We start from the raw sequence: 17277 nt of genomic DNA on the forward strand, positions 1-17277 counted from the left end.
TTCAGACCACCAAAGACAACAGCATGATAAAGATGATGCCGACCACCGAAAGGATGGTCTCCATCATGCTCCAGGTTTTGAAGGTCTCGGCCACGGTCATGTTGAAGTACTGTTTCACCAGCCAGAAACCGGCGTCGTTGACGTGCGACAGAATCAACGAACCGGCACCGGTAGCCAGCACCAGCAGCTCACGGTTGACCCCCGGCATCATGCCGATCACCGGTGCCACGATTCCGGCACCGGTAATGGTCGCCACTGTCGCCGACCCGGTAGCGATGCGAATCACTGCCGCCACCAGCCAGGCCAGCATGATCGGAGAAATCTGCGCCTGCACGGCCATCTGGCCGATGACATTACCTACCCCGGTGTCCACCAGCATCTGCTTGAAACCACCCCCGGCGCCGACAATCAATATGATCGCTGCGGTGGGCGCCAGGCTCTGGTCGAGCAGTTTCATGATCTGCTGACGCGAGAAGCCCCGGGCGGCACCAAAGGTATAGAACGCCAGCAGCAGCGCGGCGAGCAGGGCGGTGATCGGGTGGCCGATCAGGTCCATCCATTGGCGCACGATGTGTTCAGCCGGCAACACCACATCGGCGAAGGTCTTCAGCAGCATCAGGAACACTGGCAGCAGCACGGTGATCAGGGTCACGGTGAAGCTGGGCAGGTTCTTTTGCTCGGATTCGCGGGCGATCTGGTCCATCAGCTCCTGGGACGGCGATCCCGGAATGTAGCGGGAGATGAAGTTGCCGTACAACGGACCGGCAATGATCGCGGTGGGCAGGGCGACGATCAGGCCATAGAAAATGGTCTTGCCGATATCGGCATTGAAAATGCCGATGGCCAGCAGCGGCCCCGGATGCGGCGGCACCAGGCCATGCACCACCGACAGCCCGGCGAGCAGCGGAATACCGATCTTGATCAGCGACACCCCGGAACGCCGGGCGACGATGAACACCAGTGGAATCAGCAGCACAAAGCCGATTTCGAAGAACAGCGGAATACCCACCAGGAACGCGGCGAACATCATTGCCCAGTGCACTTTCTGTTTGCCGAAGGCCCGGATCAGCGTCTGCGCGATCTGGTCGGCGCCGCCAGAGTCGGCCATCAGCTTGCCGAGCATGGTACCCAGGGCGAGGACGATACCGACAAAGCCAAGCACGCCACCAAAACCGTCCTGGAAGGATTTCATGACCTTGGCCACCGGCATGCCCGAGGTCAGGCCGAGAAAACCGGCGGCCAGGGTCAGGGCGACAAAGGGGTGGACCTTGAAGTGGGTGATCAGCAGCACCAGGCCGACGATGGTGACCACTGCATCGAGCAGCAGGTAGGTATCAGTTGCCAAACCGAACATGGTTCAGTGCCTCATTTTGTCATTGTTGTGGGCGGAGCATTTGCAGCGTTTACGTATCAAGATAGCGCTATCTTTGGTGAGCCGGAAAACCGCCTGATCAGGCCGTTCGCGCCAGCACCGGCTCACCGCAAGGCTTTAGCCACAGGTCGACCTGCACCGCCAGTTGTGCCACCGGCAGTGTGGCATCCAGGGGCAGGGTCAGGGCTTCGCCGTTGGGGCGTTCAAGAGCGGCGAACTGGCTGTCGATCAGGCTGGCCGGCATGAAGTGCCCAGGCCGGGCAAGCACCCGGCGGCTGGCTTCTGCAGGGGTGAGATCGAGAAACACGAAACCCAGGTCGGGCACGGCATGGCGCAAGGCGTCGCGATAGCGCTTTTTCAGCGCCGAACAGGTCAGGATCGGGCGTTCACCGGACTTGAGGGTGGCCTGCATCTCTTCACCCAGACGGATCAGCCAACCGGCACGGTCGTCATCGTCCAGGGGAATGCCGGCACTCATCTTTTCGATGTTGGCAGCAGGGTGGAAGTCGTCGCCTTCGATCAGACGACCGCCGCTCAAGCCGGCAATGGCGGCGCCGACGTAGCTCTTGCCGCAGCCAGCTACGCCCATGACCACGATCGCGGATAGGGGTGGGTTCATCGGTACCTCCTGCAGGGAAAGATAGCGCTATCTTTGGCCGCGACTGAATTAGCCTCGGGCGCTTCTTTCCCGGATGTTATTGATCTTGTATTCAGCAGTCTGGATGCTCAATTCAGGTCACCTGCAGTTATGCATTGCCTGTGTAGTGAGACAGCGCTACCTTAGTGCCCGTTCCCCATTCTTTGCAAGTCGAAAATACAACTCCCCATGACCCGCATCGGCTCCCGTACTACCGGTCGTCCCACTCTGGCTGAAGTGGCCAGGCTTTCCGGGGTTTCCCCGATTACCGCTTCGCGCGCCCTGCGCGGGGTCAGTACCGTTGCCCCGGAGCTGGTCGAGAAGGTCAAGCTGGCAGCAACCACCCTCGGTTATGTCGCCAACCCGGCGGCCCGGGCGTTGGCCTCGGCGCAGAGCGAGTCGATCGTGGTGCTGATTCCGTCGCTGTCCAACCAGTTGTTCATCGAGACCCTGGAGGCCGTCCACGAGGTCATGCGCCCGCGCGGGCTTGAAGTGCTGATCGGTAACTATCACTACGATATCGCCGAAGAAGAGAACCTGATTCGCAACTATCTGGCCTATCAGCCGCGCGGCATGCTGCTCACCGGTTTCGACCGCAGCGAAGCGTCCAAGCAGATGCTCAGCGCCAGTGGCGTGCCCTGTGTGCACATGATGGAGCTGGGGCTGCAGGAGCAGGGCATGTCGGTGGGTTTTTCCCAGCAGCAGGCCGGTGCGGCGGCGGCGCAGCACCTACTTGAGCGCGGCTGTCAGCGCCTGGGCTTCATCGCCGCGCAGCTCGACCCACGGGTGATGCAGCGTGCGGATGGTTTTCGCCAGGCCCTGGTTGCAGCGGGGCGCTATGCCAGTGAGCTGCAGGTGCTGTCGCCGCAGCCATCATCCATCGGTCTGGGCGGTGAGTTGTTCAGGCAGTTGCTGGCCGAACATGGCGATGTCGATGGCATTTTCTTTTGCAACGACGACCTGGCCCAAGGGGCGATTCTTGAGGCACTGCGCCTGGGCGTAAAGGTGCCGCAACAAGTGGCCATGGTCGGTTTCAACGATCTGCCGGCTTCGGCGCACATGGTCCCGCGCCTGACCTCGATCCGCACCCCGCGCGCCGCCATTGGCCGGTGCGCCGCCCAGGCCTTGCTGGGCTTGCTCGATGGCAAGCGTGGCACTGTGCACAACCAGGACCTGGGCTTTGAACTGGTGGTCCGCGAGAGCAGCTGAGCCGTGGGAGCGGGCTTGCCCCGCGATGCGATTTGATTGAAAGATCGCAATTGCGGGGCAAGCCCGCTCCCACCGTAGAGGCTGTTTTCAAAGCACCAGGGTTTGGGCCAGTTGCTTTTCCAGGGTCAGCAAACTGTGCTCCAGGGTATCGAGCAGTACTTTGAGCTGTTCATCCGTGGCATCACCGAGACTGGCCTGTTCCAGCGCTTCGCAATTGCGCACCAGAGCGCGTGCTTTGAGCATCTTGGCGCCACCTTTGATCCGGTGGGCCAGGGCACGCAGGCTGCTGCGTGAAGGCTGCGGGCCCAAGGCGCGCAGGGCATTGAGGTCTTCATGGTTGCTGCGTGCCAGTTCGCCGACCAGACGGCGGATCAGCGTTGGGTCGCCCAAGGTCAGGTACTGGAGGTTGTCGATGTCGAAGCCGCTGGCGTTTCCGTCATTATCGGTAGTTTCCGGCAACGGCACCTGGGAAGTACCGGCCTGCAGGTGACGGCGCAGTTCGGCCAGGCCAATTGGCTTGAACAGGCAACCGTTCATGCCGCTGGCCAGGCAACGCTCGCGTTCCTCGGCCTGGGCATTGGCGGTCAGGCCGAGAATCAGGCAGGCAGGTAGCTGCAGCCGCTGCTCCAGCGCGCGGATCTGCCGGGCCAATTGATGCCCGTCCATGTCTGGCATGTGGCAATCGGTGATCACCGTATCGAAGTCGCTTTCTTGCCATAGCGCCAGCGCCTGTTGAGCGTCGTTGGCCTGAATGACCCGGTGGCCAAGCACCGTGAGCTGGCGTTCGAGCAGCATCAGGTTGGCGGGGTAATCGTCCACCACCAGAATGGACTGCGTCGGCATGCTAGCGCTGCTGGTCTGTGGTTTGCTATCGGTGTGAGCGGCAGATTCGGCCAGGACCAGGGCCAGGTTCAGTGTGACCTGCACACGTGTGCCCTGGTGCAGGGCACTGTGCAGGTTCAACGTTCCGCCCATGAGCTCACACAGGCTGCGGCTGATGACCAGGCCCAGCCCAGTGCCCTGGCGCGCCGTTTGCGCACCGACCTGGGCAAAATGCTGGAACAGGCGCTGCTGATCTTCGCCGCTGATGCCGATGCCGCTGTCTATGACCTCCAGCACAACCTGCAATTGTCCATCCTCGCGCTGGTGAAGCCGAAGGCTGACCTTGACGCTGCCCTGATCGGTGAATTTGATTGCATTGCTTACCAGGTTCGAGAGGATCTGCTTGAGACGCAGCGAATCGACCAGGACCAGATGCTGCGTGGACTGCAGATCGCTTTCCAGTCTCAGTCCTTTGAGCCTGGCGTTGCCTTCGAATACCCGCACGGTAGCGCTGACCAGGGCATTGAGGTCGGTCGGCTGAGGCGCCAGAGACATGTGCCCGGATTCGATACGGGCGATGTCGAGAATGTCGCCGATCAGTTCCAGCATGCCATTGGCCGACTCGAATGCCACCTGTAGCGACGCGCGGTCGGCACGGCCTTGTTCAGCATCCTGGACGGCGAGTTCAAGCAGACCGATGACCGCGTTCATCGGCGTACGGATCTCATGGCTCATGGTCGCCAGGAAGGTGCTTTTGGCGCGACTGGCGTCTTCGGCCTGCTCTTTGGCCAGGCGTAACTCTTCAAGCAGGCGCTTGCTGAAGCCCAGCTCCGTTTGCAGCGCCTGCTCGGCCGCGCTGCGTTGCTGGATCAGTTTGCGCAGGTAGCGGTTCCAGACAATTACCGCCGCGATCAGTACCCCGGCACCGAGCAGGATCTGCAGGATAAGCCCGCGGTAGTTGTACCAGAGGCTGTCGCTGATCAGTGCGTTGGTTCGCCAGCGGCCGGTCAGTTCGGTCATTTCGTCGGGAGGGATACTGAGCAGGGCTTTGTCGAGGATCGAGTGCAGCAGCGCTGCATTGCGGGCCACGGCAAAAGAGGCAATGCCGGGCTGGTCTCCATATATCGAAGCGATCTGCAGCCGGTCTTTGAACATGCGGCTGACAAAATAGGCAGCGTTGATCTGTGAGCTCAAGGCCACATCGGCCTTGCCCTGTGCTACAGATTCCATCAGCGATAGCGGATCATCGACCTCTACCAGTGTGGTTTGCGGGAAGCGTAGACGCAGCTCGGCTTCAAGTGGGAAGAAGTCGCGTATCAACGCCAGGCGCAAGCCCTTGAGTTGCTCGGGACTGTGCAGATCACTGTTGTCGGCGCGGGTGACCAGCACCCGCGGAGTAATCAGATAGGGGCGCGTGAAGCGCAAGCTGGCTTCACGTCCTGGAGTGGGCGGTAGTACGCCGGCGATATCGACGTTACCGTGTTCGACCTGCTGGATCATTTGCGCCACCGTATCCACGACTTGAATGTCGAACTTCAGACCGGTGCGCAGGCTGATCTGGTCAAGGACATCGGCAGTGATGCCGCGAAACTGATGACGGTCATCGTAAAAGCTCATGGGCGCAAAGTACTTGTTGATCGCCACCCGCACCCGTGGATGCTGCTCGATCCAGCTGCGCTCAGCGGCGCTCAGGCTCAGGGTGCTGCGGTTGAGCAGCACCCGGGTACTGCCGCTGGTCCAGCGGCGCAGAATGTTCAAACGGTCGTTGTCACCGATGTGGTCGAGTGCCTGATTGAGCAGGCGCAGTACAGTAGAGTTGTTGCGGGAGACGGCAAAGGCAAAGGTGCCGCGCAGATTCTTGATGAAATGATCGATCTGCACGCTGCCCAGGTAGACGCGGCTGATCAGGTAGTCACTGCTGACCGCGTCGCCGAGAAACGCGTCGGCCTTGCCCAGCGATACGGCCGACAGGCCTGCCAGGTTGGAGCTGTAAAGCTGCAGTTTCGCCTGCGGGTAAAGCGCGGTGACTACAGGCGTTGGCAGATAATGATCGACCATCGCCAGGCGCAACCCTGCAAGCTTGTCGTTGAGCCCCAGGGATTTCCCTGAACCGATGGCAATCACCGATTGGTCGTCGGTGTAAGCGCGGCTAAGTACCAGTTGCGCATCGGCGGCTTCGAAGGCATTGGAACTGCCCAGCAGGTCGATCTTGCCGGCATGCAGCGCGGCAATCGCCTGGGCGCGATCGGCAAAGCGCCGGACCTCGATCGGAATGCCGAGCAGCTCACTGACCAATCCGGCGTAGTCGGCAGTCAAACCTTCATAGTCACTGTTGCTGACATTGATATCGAACGGCGGGTAGTCGGGATTGGTGGTGCCGAGCAGTAAGTGATGCTTGTGCTTGAGCCAGTTTCGGTCTTCGGCTGACAGCGCCAGCGTCGTGCTGCTGATCGACCGTGCCAGTAGTTGGCGTGGTTCACCGACATCGATGGCAAAGGCGAGGAGTGTCTGCAGGCTTAGCAGGCAACCTAGCAGTAAGGCTGTGAGCCGGTTCATGGCGGGCTCAGAGCGAATGACGGTGCGACAGTTCAATCAGCTCCACGAAGGATCGCAGCTCCAGTTTGTCCAGGATCCGGGTTTTGTAGGTGCTGACGGTTTTCGCACTCAGGTGCATGCGTTCAGCGATGGCGTTGTTCGATTGTCCTTCTATCAGCAGCCGTAGTACGGCTAACTCCTGATCGGAAAGTTTCTTCAAGCGCTGTTGTTCGCTCAGCATTGGACCGTGCTGCATCGGTAGGTCGGGAAAAACCGAGTAGCCCTTGATCATGGCTTTCAATGCCGACAACAGGGCTTCGAGGTCTTCGTCCTTGCGAATGAAGGCTGAAGCACCGGCGTCCAGGCAGCGGCGGGCAAACAGATTGGCGGGTTGGCCGGTCAGCACCATCACACGTGGCGCAGGTTCGAGTTGCTGCAAGCGTTTCAATACGCTCAGGCCATCAATACCTGGCAGACCGATGTCGAGAATCACCACGCCAGGGCGAAGGTCCCGTGCCATCTGCGCTGCAGTTTCACCGTCGTGGGCTTCACCGACGACAGTGAAGTGTTCGCGTTCAAGCAGCATGCGAACGGCCAAGCGCACGGTGGAGTGGTCGTCAACAATCAACACAGAGGTCAAAGTTCAGCTCCTTGTCGAGTATGTAAGCAAAATCCCGAGTCATTCAGGAGGGCGGCTCTGGCCTGGGCCGGAAGGGCGCCAACGATACGTCGGTTCAAGGAACGATAGTACGGGGGGCATAGTTGTGTTGAATTTATCGGCTAGCGTTGACGAAAAATCCTACAGGTGAAGGGTTTTCGTCCGGCTCGATCTAGTCAGGGGCGGCACAGTGTTGTGCGGCCCCTGTAGGTTTTTAGAACGAAGTAGTGAAGGAAGCGTAGTAGGCTCGTCCAGCTTCGTTGTAGGTCAATGCACCGGCTTCGTCAGAATTTCCTTCACGGTACAGGCGCTTGTCGAACAGGTTGTTGACCCCGACCCGCACACTCAGGTGCTTGTTGAATTCATAGCCACTGCTGATGCCGACCAGCCCATAAGGGTCGACGTCCTTTTGCACTTTGGGGTCCAGCGCTTCATTGGCGCGGGCGTTGTAGCTGGGTGCTTCCTGCTTGCCATAGTAGGTGCCGTTGAGCTGGAACGAGAGTTTGTCGGTGGCATTCCAGTCCAGGGTCGAGTTGACCGTGTACTCCGGGATGATGCTCAGCGGTTCGCCGGTTTTCTTGTTTTCTGATTCGATCATGTAGGTGAAGTTGGTGTTCCAGTCCAGGCTTGGCGTGAGCGCGATGAACAGGTTGCCTTCCACCCCTTGCACCACCGCTTTGCCGGTATTCTCCCAGCGCAGAATACGGCGCCCGTTGGGCAGGCGGAACAAGGTCTGGTTACCGGCCTCGATCTTGTTCTTGTAATCGTTACGGAAGTAGGTGGCGCTGGTGCGCCAGGTGCCTTTGTCGTAAGCCAGGCCCAGCTCTTTGTTGACGCTGGTTTCCGGGTCGAGGTTGGCGTTGCCCAGCAAATAGCAGCCGCCTTCGTTGACCTCGCTGGAGTTGCAACCACCACCACGGCTGTAGAGCAGGTAGTTGGGGTTGGCCTGGTACAGGTTCGGGGTCTTGTAGGCGCGGGCGATACCGCCCTTGACGCTCAAGGCTTCGGTGATCTGGTGCGAGGCGTTGAGGCTTGGGCTCCAGTTGCTGCCGAAGTCCTCGTGATGGTCGTAGCGCAGGCCGGGGGTGACGATGGTGTTGGCCCCGACTTCGATGTTGTCTTCGGCATACAGGGCAAAGCTGCGTGCAGTGGATTTGGTCTGGGAACGGTCGAAGCCTGGCAGTTCGGCGCCCGGGTCATAGCTTTGCGGACGCAGCGAGCCTGGGTCGTTGAGCGACTCGTAAAGGTATTCGCCACCCAGGGTCAGCACTTGCTCAAGGCCCATACTCAGCGGCAGGTTGACCTCGCCGGTGGCGCGGGTGTTGCGCAGGCGCGATTCAAAGCGCCCGGCACTGCCTGAGGGGGCACCTTCACCCCAGCCAGCCAGGCCTTCATTGAGGCGGCCGTTACGGGTCAGGTCGTAGGACAGCGATGCGGTCGAGGTGCCCCAGTCATAGTCGCCGCGATGGGTCGCGGCGAAACTGGAGCGTTGCATGACGTTGGTTTCCTTGCCGACCTGGCTTTCGACGAATTCGCCACCGGCGTTGAGCATGGTGTCACCGGCGAAGATATTGCCCTGGCGACTGTAGCTTGCTTCCAGGTCGACGGTGTTGGCCGGGTCGATCTTCCAGCTCAGCATGCCGTTGATGTCTTTGTTGCGTACGCCTTCACGGCCGGCCATCAAGGACTCTTCATAGGCCTGGTGCGCCGAGTTGATTTTCATGTCATCGGCGTCGGTTTTGTTCAGGTTGCCGTACACGCGAAAGATCAGGCTGTCGGTCAGCGGCCCGCTGAGGCTGAAGTTGACACGCTTGCCAGTGCCCTCGGCATCGTCCTCGGGAAGCATGGTGTAGAGGGTCATGGAACCGCGCAGGTCCTCGGTCGGGCGTTTGGTGATGATGTTCACCACACCGCCCATGGCCCCGGAGCCGTAGCGAGCGGCCGCCGGGCCGCGCAGGATTTCGATGCGCTCGACTTCTTCGGCGGGTACCCAGTTGGTTTCGCCGCGGGTGTCGCGGTCGCCGCTCCAGCCATAACGCACGGCATTGCGCGAGGTCGAAGGCTTGCCGTCGATGAGGATCAAGGTGTTTTCCGGGCCCATGCCGCGCAGGTCGATCTGGCGGTTGTTGCCGCGCGCACCGCTGCTACTGTTGCCGGTCAGGTTGACCCCGGGTTCGCGGCGGATGATGTCGGAGAGGTCGTTGACCGGCGGGCGCTTCTTGATGTCTTCAGCCGTGATGATCGACACACCGGGGGCTTGTTTGAGCTCCTCTTCGGCGGTGCCCAGTACTTTGGTGTCTTCCAGCTCTATAGCCTGGCGGGTGCCCGCGACCGGCAGGTCGGTAGGCTGGATCTGCACTTCATCGGCGGGCAGTTGCAGGGGAGCGGCGGTGAGGGTCGAGGAGCCCAGTGTTGCCAGCAAGGCAATACTCAAGGGGCTGAGGTTGAAGCGCGACGCCATGTCAAATGTCTCCTTGAACAAAGGGTGAGCAGGGCCCGGGACTGATGGGCCTTGCTCAAGGCGTCGAGAATGATAAGGATTAGCATTAGCATGTAAAGCGTTCAGGCGAGAAATAAAATATTAACGGGTCGCGAGCGAAGGCTCTGAGTCAAGGGTTCTGGCGGGAGGAGTGGGTTAGCAGGGGCCTGGGGAGAGGAAAAAGGACCGCAGTCACCCCCATCGGTAACTGCGGTCAAGCGGGAAAATCCAGTGAGCAACATCGTGACGCAAGTTGCACCGCCGCTGGTACAAGCCGGCGGTAATGCTATTGCTGCAACACAGTGGCCTGGTTGCCGTAACCATACTGCTGGACGGTCGCGTTCATGCTCGCGCCGCTCTGCTCGACCGAGGCCTGGTTGTAGGAGCCACCTTGAGTCACGTAGGCGACGTTGACGCCTTCGGTCTGTTTGATGGTGGCGCTGTTGTGGTCACCGTACAGCTGCCAGGTGGAGCTCTGGTTGCCAGTGCCGGACTGGTCCAGCTTGACAACGTTGCTCTCGCCAGCGCTGGAGCCGGTGGCGTAGTTGGTGGTGCCGCGTTGATCGGCGATCAGCAGGTTGTCAGTGCCGTTCTGTTCAAAGTACAGCTCGTTGTTGGTGTCGACCTGGGTCACTTCGGCGGTGTTGCCGGTGCCGTACTGGTCCAGTCGCGCCATTTGCGCGACGTCCTTCTGGGTCAGGTTGGCGCTGTTGCCGCTGCCGTTCTGGTTGATCACTGCCGTCTGGCTGTAGCCGAACTGACCACCGGATTTATCGCCTTTCCAGTTGCTGGCCAGCACCTTGTTGCCCGTGCCGTTTGAGCTGACTTCCAGCACATGGCTGTCGCCGGTCTGGTAGGTGAAGCTGACGTTGCCGTTACCTGACTGGGCCAGGGTCGACAGCGAACCTGTCGATTCGTACTGGTCGGCGTAGATGGCGTTGAGATTGCCGCTCTGGAAAATGCTGGCGATGTTGTTTTCACCAAAACTCTGGTCGATCACACCTTCGTTGGTCATGCCATATTGGGTTACCGATGCGTGGCTGCCCGCCTGGGTGTCCTGCCAGACTTCGGTGGAGTTGCTCGCGCCGTTCTGGGTAATGGTGACGGTACCCCCCTGACCCTCGCGCTGGTCGCCATAGGCCCAGTTGCTCTCACCGGTCTGATAGATGCCAATCTGGCCGTCGGTATGGTTGATGTGTTCGGCGGCGCTGTAGTTGTCGGTACCGGACTGGATGCTCAAGGCGTTGTTGGCAGCACCGCCGTTCAATTGCTCGACGAAGGCACGGTTATCGCTACCGTACTGCATCGTGGTGCCTGTGCTGCCAGTCTGACTGTCCTGGTAGACGAACGAGAAGTTACCGCTGCCTTCCTGGGTCTGCTCGGCTTCGTTTTCGGTACCCAGGGACTGGCTGGCATGGGTGTTGTTCAGCGCCCCGGACGATTGCTGTTTGATCTGGCTGCCGAACTCGAACAGTTGCTCGGCGTAACCGGCGTTGTATTCACCGGTGGTGCTTTGCTGGATCTTGCTGTTGCCACCTTCCTGCTTGGCGGCGTGGTTGTTGCCCAGGCCGACCTGGTCCTGAGTGGTAATGCTCAACGGGGCAGCGGTCTGTTTAACCTCTGCGATGTTCTCGGTACCCGACTGGTTCTGGGTCGACTGGCTTTCATCGGCAATCGCCTGGCCTGCAAGGCACAGTACGATGGCGGCGCTTAAGGGAGCGAGCTTGAACATGGTGGTGCCTCCAGGTTTCAACGGTATTGGTTGACTTGCACACGCTGGCCGTTGCCGGCCTGGACCACCGAGCTTTGCAGCCCGGTGCCGTCCTGTTTGATGCTGGCGCTATTGCTGTTGCCGTATTGCTCGATGTTTGCGCGGTTGTTGCTGCCGCTCTGAGCAATCGAGGCACTGTTGCCATAGCCTTGTTGGTTGATGCTGGCCATCAGGTCGTTGCCTTGTTGCAGGATGTACGCCTCCTGCGCACCGCCCGACTGCACGATGCGACCCAGCAGGGCCTGACCGTCCTGGCCGATGGCGGCGCGGTTGGCCTGGCCGTTCTGCTCGATCTGCGCCTGCTGCCCGGTGCTGGCCGGCAGCGGTTGCAGCGACAGCGGTTCACCCAGGTCGCCACCGGGGCCGAGATCGGCGTTGTCCATCAAGTCGTCGGCCAGGGCGGCCTGACCCAGCAAGGTCAGGCACAGCAGCAAGGTGGTCAGGCGCGCCATGGTCATTTCTCCTGCGTTCTACTGCACGTTAACCGGCACGGTACGGACAGTGCCCTGGCTGGTGCGGATGGTCGCCGACGGTGCTGCGGTCGGGATCACCGTGGTGCTGTTGCTCACCGTCAACCGCCAGCGTCCGGTCAGCGGTACCGTGGTACTGCCCAGGGTGACCAGCCCGCTCGGGGTGGTGACCTGCACGGTGACGGTGTTACCGGTAGTCACCGACGAAGTGCCGGAGAGGTCCCAGTTGTAGCGGTTGTTGGAGCGCGCGGTGACGGTCGCGGTGGTGACGGCGAAGGTTTCTGCCGCCGGCCGTGGCGAGACCTGCACCGTTACGGTGGCAGGCGTCGACAGGGCCCCGAGGCTGTCGCGGGCGATGTAGGTGAAGCTGGTGGTGAACGTCGCTGGGATCGAAGCCGGTGGGGTGTAGGTCACCAGGTTGCCGTCGGTGCTCACCGAGCCGCGGCCGTCCAAAGGTTGCGACACGCTGTTGACCGCCAGAGGCGTGTTGCCTTCCGGATCGCTGTCGTTGAGCAGGACGTTGATCGGCAGGGCGACACCCAGGGTTGCAGCGGTGTCGTTGTTTGCCGTCGGCGCCTGGTTCGGGGCGACGTTGATGGTCACTGTGCTCACCTCTGACTTCAGCCCTTTGTTGTCCTGGGCCCGGTAGGTGAAGGTTGCGGTCATCGGCCCGTTGACCACTGGCGGTGGGGTGTAGAGCACTGCAGCACTACCGCTGGGCGCGACGCTGCCTTGACCCGGGCCAGGCTGGGTAAGGTCAGCAATGGTCAGTGGCACGTTGTTGTCCGGGTCGCGGTCATTGTTCAGCAGGTTCAAGGTCAGCGGTACGCCGAAGCTGGTGCTGCCCTGATCCGCAACGGCTACCGGCGCCTGGTTCTCGGCTTCGACCGGCGCATTGCCGACCACCACCACCGCTTCGGTATCACTGCCACCGGCAGCGGATTTGATCGTGACACTGGCCGGAGGCTGTGCCAGGTCATTGACCGTCAGGCTTTGCACGGTGCCGGACTTGGAAAGGCGGCCATAGCCCTGGGCGACCAGGTCGGGCACCTGTACTTCGTCGCTGGAGCTGGCTTCGATCCGCAGGCGCTTGTTGGCCCAGTCGTAGCGCGCGGTGGTGACTTTGACCACATCGCTGAGCTTGCGCGACAGCGCGGTGGGGCGGGTAGCCCCGCTAGGGTCGGTGGCGGTGACCACGATCACCGGTGGTGGCGCGCCAGGGCTCAAGCGGTGAGCGAAGAACAGGCCGTTGTTGTCCGGCAGCAGGTTGAACTGGCAAGGCGAAGCCGGGGTGCCGGGGACCAGTGCCAGGGTTTCGCGGAAGCACAGGGTGGCATTGTTCGGTGCCTTGGCGAACACCTCTACCCGGGTACCGTCTGAAGTACGCCGGTAGCTGGCGCGTTCAAGCTCTGCAGGGGTCTGGTCGCGGGCATCGAGCACCTTGCCGGACACGGTGAAGACGTCGGTGCGGATGGTGCCGGCCGGCCCTTTGATCTCCACATAGTTGGTGTTGAACGGGCTGCCGATCACGGCTTCAGTGATGTTCGGGTCGCCGATGAACGTTTCGCTGGCGCTGGTATCCGGGTTGATCTCGGTGTAAGGGCCACCCGCACCGCGCAGGAACGGCCCCAAGGCACCTTTGAGCGCACCGCTGAAATCGCCCGGGGCACCGATGCCGACGTCACGGGTAATGTTGATCGCGCGCCGTCCGGGGGTCGTGACGTTGACGGTCTCGACACCATAGGGGTGGGTGATCACATAGGTGCCGGCCTGGGGCACCGAGACACGAATGCGGATCCGGGCAAAGCTCTGCTGGTCGCCGTCGATCGGGTTCTCGCTGGCAAACGCCGCTTCGATACCGGCGACATAAACGTCCAGCTCATAGCCGCTGTTGCCCACTGCCGGAATCGCCGTTTCAGCCAGGTACCAGAACATCTCCGGTGGCCAGTTATCGGGGAACACCAGCGGCAGGGCATCATCGTAGACACCAGGCTCAGGCAGCAGCGTACACATATAGGCCGGTGGTACCGACACGGGTACCCGCGAACTCGCCGCTCTTGACTGGCACAGTTCCATGGACAGGTCGTTGTGGTCCTGGTACCACATCGGGTAACGCCCGGTGGCCAAGGTGTAGGGGCCCGGATCGACCGCTTTGAGGCCGGCCCAGGCAGTGCCGGCCAGCGAGAGGGAAAGCCCGGCTGCGCAGAGCGCCAGGCGTGGCCAGTTATTCATGCTGCCTCCTGCTACGGGACGTGGCGTAATGATGTTCATGGCACGAGCACCACTTCTTCGCTGTCGCTACCGCCATAGGCGCTGGTCACCGTGACCGTGGCCGGTGGCAGTGGCGTTTGTCCGGCGGTGAGTGTCTTGACCGCGCCAGTGCCACTCAAGGTGCCGATGAGCGTGCCGTTACCGGTAGTGGCGGTGAGCGACGGTGGACTGGTCTCGTCGCTGGTCGAGGCGACCAGGGTCAGTTCTCCAGCATTCAGGCTGTACTCGGCGCGCTGGATCACGACCAGGTCGGTCAACGGCAGGCTCAGCGTGGTCGGGGTGCTGCTGGGGATCGCCAACTGGTTGTCGGCGGTTACCTGCAGGCTCAATGGCAGTGTCGGGTTGAGGGCCGACTGGCCATACCAGGCACCGGTGGAGTTGGCTTCGGTGAGGTTCAGGTTCGGAGTCTGGCTGATCAGAGTGGCGGCGCCGGGTGGCGGCGGAGCTTGCACGAAGACATCCTGCTGGGCGCGCAGGTCGCCGTTTTCGCTGTGGCGCGAGAACGTGCTGCGCTGGGCAATCACCGGCGTTGGCCGCACGACTTCAGAGAGCTTTCCGGAGACCGAGAACAGCGTGGTGCGCAAGTCCAGGCCATTGGGTCCTTCGATGCGTACGAAGTTGGTGTTGAACGGGCTGCCGGTCACCGTTTCATTGAGGTTCGGGTCGCCGATGTAAAGCTCGCTGGCACCAGTCTGCGGATTGGTCTCGGTGTAAGGGCCGCCGGCACCGCGCAAGAACGGGCCGACATCGCCTTTGAGCGCACCGGTGTAGGTTTGTGGCGAGCCGATGCCGATGTCGCGAGTCATGTTGATCGCCCGCGTGCCGCCCGCAGGGACATCGAACACTTCGACACCGTAGGGGTGAGTGACGATGTAAGTGCCTGCTGTCGGTACATCGACACGAATCCGAACCCGGGCGAAACTGACCTGGTCGCCATCAACCACATCTTCGGCGGCGAAGGCGGCCTCGATGGCAGTGCCGTAGCTCAAGTCAATCCCGCGTGCTGCGTCGACAATTGCCGCGTCGGCAGTGAACCAGAAGGTCTCGTCGGGGTAGTTGGTGGGAAAGCTGATCGGCTGGGTGTCGTCGAACACCCCGGGTGCGGGGTTCAGTACACACATGTACGAGGGCGCGCCGGGAGCGCCGGCCACCCGCGAACTGACAGCCTTGGACAAGCATAGGTCGAGCACCCGGCCGTGGGTGTCCTGGTACCAAGCGGCGAATCCACCAGTTGCCGGCAGGTAAGGGCCGGGGTCTACGTCAAAGAGCGCGGCCTGAGCCGGCGCTTGAGTCAGGCTAGCCAGGATCAGCAAAGCCAGTGGGTGGGGCGTTGGACGGTGCATGAGTCTTCCCTCTTGCAATCGGGCCCATGGAGGTTGGGTCGTCTGCACAGGGCTCGGCAACTTCCATACCAATTTTTTAGAAGCCTTCTACGACGCGCCTTGCAAGGGAATTTCGCGTTGTTGGAAGCAAGTAATGGCGGGGGCGATGACCCAGGGTTGGGGGCAATTGGGGCAAGCTTGCGGGGCAAGTGCAAGCAACTGGGCTATAACCTAAGAAGTCATTTGCCAGGAGTTCGCGATGGACTTGCAATCACGCCTGGATTCACCCTCCGTACACGAAGCCGCGCATGACCCAGCGCCAGCCAAGCGGCCGTTCAACCTGTTGCGTTGGTATGCGTTCGTCAGTCTGGCGATCATCCTCTCGGTGGCCGTAGGACTGGGGCTGATTTCCAGCCGCTTCGTGATCAATGAAAGCGTCGAGCGCGATGCGCTGCTCACTGCGCAGTTCATCCAGTCCATTGCATCGGCCGAAGTGCGCCACGTGTCCATTCCCAATGTGCGGACCATGGGCGAACTGCTCGATCCACGGCTGGACCAGAGCTTTCCCGAGGTCAACCCCGAGGCGCGGCGCAATGCCCGTGGCGAGTTTCTTGATCATGTTGCCCATTTGCCGGACATGCTCCTGGCCAACATCTATGCCCCGGACCGCACGGTGATCTGGTCAAGTAACCCGGCGTTGGTTGGCCGGATGATCGAGTCGGACGAAGACCTTGATCACGCCTTCGATAACAAAGTGCGGGTCTCGGCCAGTTACCACAACGTCGATCAGGCGCGCGCCGAACAGAAATTCATCACCCCGCCTGAGAGCCTGTTCATCGAAAACTACATCCCGCTGTTCGATGCCGACGGTGAGAACGTCACCGCCATGGTCGAAATCTACAAGGAACCCCGTGACCTGATCGGGCGCATCGAGCACGGCCTGTTGATGATCTGGATGGCTGTCGCAGTAGGGGCTGCGCTGGTCTATGGCGGTCTGTACTGGCTGATGTACCGTGCCAACCGGCACCTGCAGCAGCAGCAAAAGCGTCTGATCAACAACGAAACCTTTGTGGCGCTGGGGGAGATGTCTTCGGCGGTGGCGCACAGCCTGCGCAACCCGCTTGCCAGCATTCGCTCCAGTGCCGAACTGGCTCAGGAGGTCGAAGAAGGGCCGGCGCAGAAGAACATTGGCGACATCATCAGCCAGGTCGATCGTATGTCGCACTGGGTGCGCCAGTTGCTGCAGTCGTTACGTCCGCTCAATGATGAAGCGCAAGCGGTGGAACTGGAGCGGGTGCTGCAGGACAGCCTGCAGGCGTTTTCGCTGCAACTCAGGCGCCAGGGCGTCGAGGTCCAGGTTGACCCGCTGGCCAATGTCCAGGTGCTCAGCCAGGTGGTCTTGCTCGGGCAGATCTTCAACAGCCTGATTGCCAATGCCCTGGAAGCCATGAGCGACGGTGGGACCTTGCGCGTCGAACAGGTTCGTCAGGGCCGAAAGACCTTGACCTTGCGCCTGAGTGACAGTGGCAAGGGCATGACCGACGAGCAATTGCGCATGGCCTTCAGGCCGTTCTACACCACCAAGCAGGGTGGCCTGGGCGTAGGGCTGGTGCTGGTCAAACGGATTATGGAACGCTTTGGCGGTACGGTGCGCCTGAGCAGCCGCGAAGGCGAGGGCACGGGAGTGCAACTGAGCTTTCGCGTGGCCCGGGAGTAGTGCCGGACTGAAGA

General features: G+C 61.3%; 11 protein-coding genes. 2 read left to right on the plus strand and 9 right to left on the minus strand.

The genetic code is table 11. The features are described from left to right. Position 1: 1 nt before the first annotated feature. On the minus strand, positions 2 to 1354 hold the full coding sequence (locus PSAKL28_RS11890) for a GntP family permease (RefSeq protein ID WP_038610434.1): 1353 nt from the start codon (positions 1352 to 1354) through the stop codon (positions 2 to 4). Positions 1355 to 1451: 97 nt separating this feature from the next. Then, a complete protein-coding gene (locus PSAKL28_RS11895; protein WP_038610435.1) occupies positions 1452 to 1991 on the minus strand; it encodes a gluconokinase in 540 nt (179 codons plus the stop codon). A 207-nt stretch (positions 1992 to 2198) separates the two neighbouring features. Here PSAKL28_RS11895 and gntR point away from each other — a divergent pair, with 207 nt between their 5' ends. Further along, positions 2199 to 3218, plus strand: a complete 1020-nt coding sequence (gntR, locus tag PSAKL28_RS11900; protein ID WP_038610438.1) for an HTH-type transcriptional regulator GntR — start codon at positions 2199 to 2201, stop codon at positions 3216 to 3218. 87 nt (positions 3219 to 3305) lie between these two features. Here gntR and PSAKL28_RS11905 read toward each other — a convergent pair whose 3' ends face one another. From PSAKL28_RS11905 to PSAKL28_RS11935, 7 genes are all read right to left on the minus strand, one after another. Beyond that, positions 3306 to 6596 carry a transporter substrate-binding domain-containing protein gene (locus PSAKL28_RS11905; protein ID WP_038610441.1) on the minus strand — a complete coding sequence of 1097 codons (3291 nt, stop codon included), beginning with the start codon at positions 6594 to 6596 and terminating at the stop codon, positions 3306 to 3308. Between the two features lie 7 nt (positions 6597 to 6603). Next, positions 6604 to 7215, minus strand: a complete 612-nt coding sequence (locus PSAKL28_RS11910) for a response regulator transcription factor (protein ID WP_038610443.1) — start codon at positions 7213 to 7215, stop codon at positions 6604 to 6606. Positions 7216 to 7447: 232 nt separating this feature from the next. Further along, entirely contained in the window at positions 7448 to 9694 is a 2247-nt protein-coding gene (locus PSAKL28_RS11915; RefSeq protein ID WP_038610445.1) for a FepA family TonB-dependent siderophore receptor, read from the minus strand. 304 nt (positions 9695 to 9998) lie between these two features. Next, positions 9999 to 11444 (minus strand): curlin, encoded by a 1446-nt coding sequence (locus tag PSAKL28_RS11920; protein WP_038610447.1) that lies wholly within the window; start codon positions 11442 to 11444, stop codon positions 9999 to 10001. A gap of 17 nt (positions 11445 to 11461) precedes the next feature. Beyond that, on the minus strand, positions 11462 to 11935 hold the full coding sequence (locus tag PSAKL28_RS11925; RefSeq protein WP_038610449.1) for a curlin: 474 nt from the start codon (positions 11933 to 11935) through the stop codon (positions 11462 to 11464). 18 nt (positions 11936 to 11953) lie between these two features. Continuing rightward, positions 11954 to 14185, minus strand: coding sequence for an Ig-like domain-containing protein (locus PSAKL28_RS11930; RefSeq protein ID WP_038610451.1), 2232 nt, complete (start codon positions 14183 to 14185; stop codon positions 11954 to 11956). Between the two features lie 35 nt (positions 14186 to 14220). Continuing rightward, positions 14221 to 15567 (minus strand): hypothetical protein, encoded by a 1347-nt coding sequence (locus PSAKL28_RS11935; protein ID WP_038610454.1) that lies wholly within the window; start codon positions 15565 to 15567, stop codon positions 14221 to 14223. Positions 15568 to 15805: 238 nt separating this feature from the next. On the opposite strand from PSAKL28_RS11935, the gene PSAKL28_RS11940 reads away from it, so the two are divergent. Then, positions 15806 to 17263 (plus strand): sensor histidine kinase, encoded by a 1458-nt coding sequence (locus tag PSAKL28_RS11940; RefSeq protein ID WP_038610457.1) that lies wholly within the window; start codon positions 15806 to 15808, stop codon positions 17261 to 17263. Positions 17264 to 17277 lie beyond the last annotated feature (14 nt).

It is taken from the genome of Pseudomonas alkylphenolica, assembly GCF_000746525.1.
Taxonomy (GTDB): Bacteria; Pseudomonadota; Gammaproteobacteria; order Pseudomonadales; family Pseudomonadaceae; genus Aquipseudomonas; species Aquipseudomonas alkylphenolica.

Excerpts from the sequence above, each read along its gene's own strand:
- PSAKL28_RS11890 (WP_038610434.1), bottom strand. The coding sequence starts at position 1,354 with ATGTTCGGTTTGGCAACTGATACCTACCTGCTGCTCGATGCAGTGGTC.
- PSAKL28_RS11895 (WP_038610435.1), bottom strand. The coding sequence starts at position 1,991 with ATGAACCCACCCCTATCCGCGATCGTGGTCATGGGCGTAGCTGGCTGC.
- gntR (WP_038610438.1), top strand. The coding sequence starts at position 2,199 with ATGACCCGCATCGGCTCCCGTACTACCGGTCGTCCCACTCTGGCTGAA.
- PSAKL28_RS11905 (WP_038610441.1), bottom strand. The coding sequence starts at position 6,596 with ATGAACCGGCTCACAGCCTTACTGCTAGGTTGCCTGCTAAGCCTGCAG.
- PSAKL28_RS11915 (WP_038610445.1), bottom strand. The coding sequence starts at position 9,694 with ATGGCGTCGCGCTTCAACCTCAGCCCCTTGAGTATTGCCTTGCTGGCA.
- PSAKL28_RS11920 (WP_038610447.1), bottom strand. The coding sequence starts at position 11,444 with ATGTTCAAGCTCGCTCCCTTAAGCGCCGCCATCGTACTGTGCCTTGCA.
- PSAKL28_RS11925 (WP_038610449.1), bottom strand. The coding sequence starts at position 11,935 with ATGGCGCGCCTGACCACCTTGCTGCTGTGCCTGACCTTGCTGGGTCAG.
- PSAKL28_RS11930 (WP_038610451.1), bottom strand. The coding sequence starts at position 14,185 with ATGAATAACTGGCCACGCCTGGCGCTCTGCGCAGCCGGGCTTTCCCTC.
- PSAKL28_RS11935 (WP_038610454.1), bottom strand. The coding sequence starts at position 15,567 with ATGCACCGTCCAACGCCCCACCCACTGGCTTTGCTGATCCTGGCTAGC.
- PSAKL28_RS11940 (WP_038610457.1), top strand. The coding sequence starts at position 15,806 with ATGGACTTGCAATCACGCCTGGATTCACCCTCCGTACACGAAGCCGCG.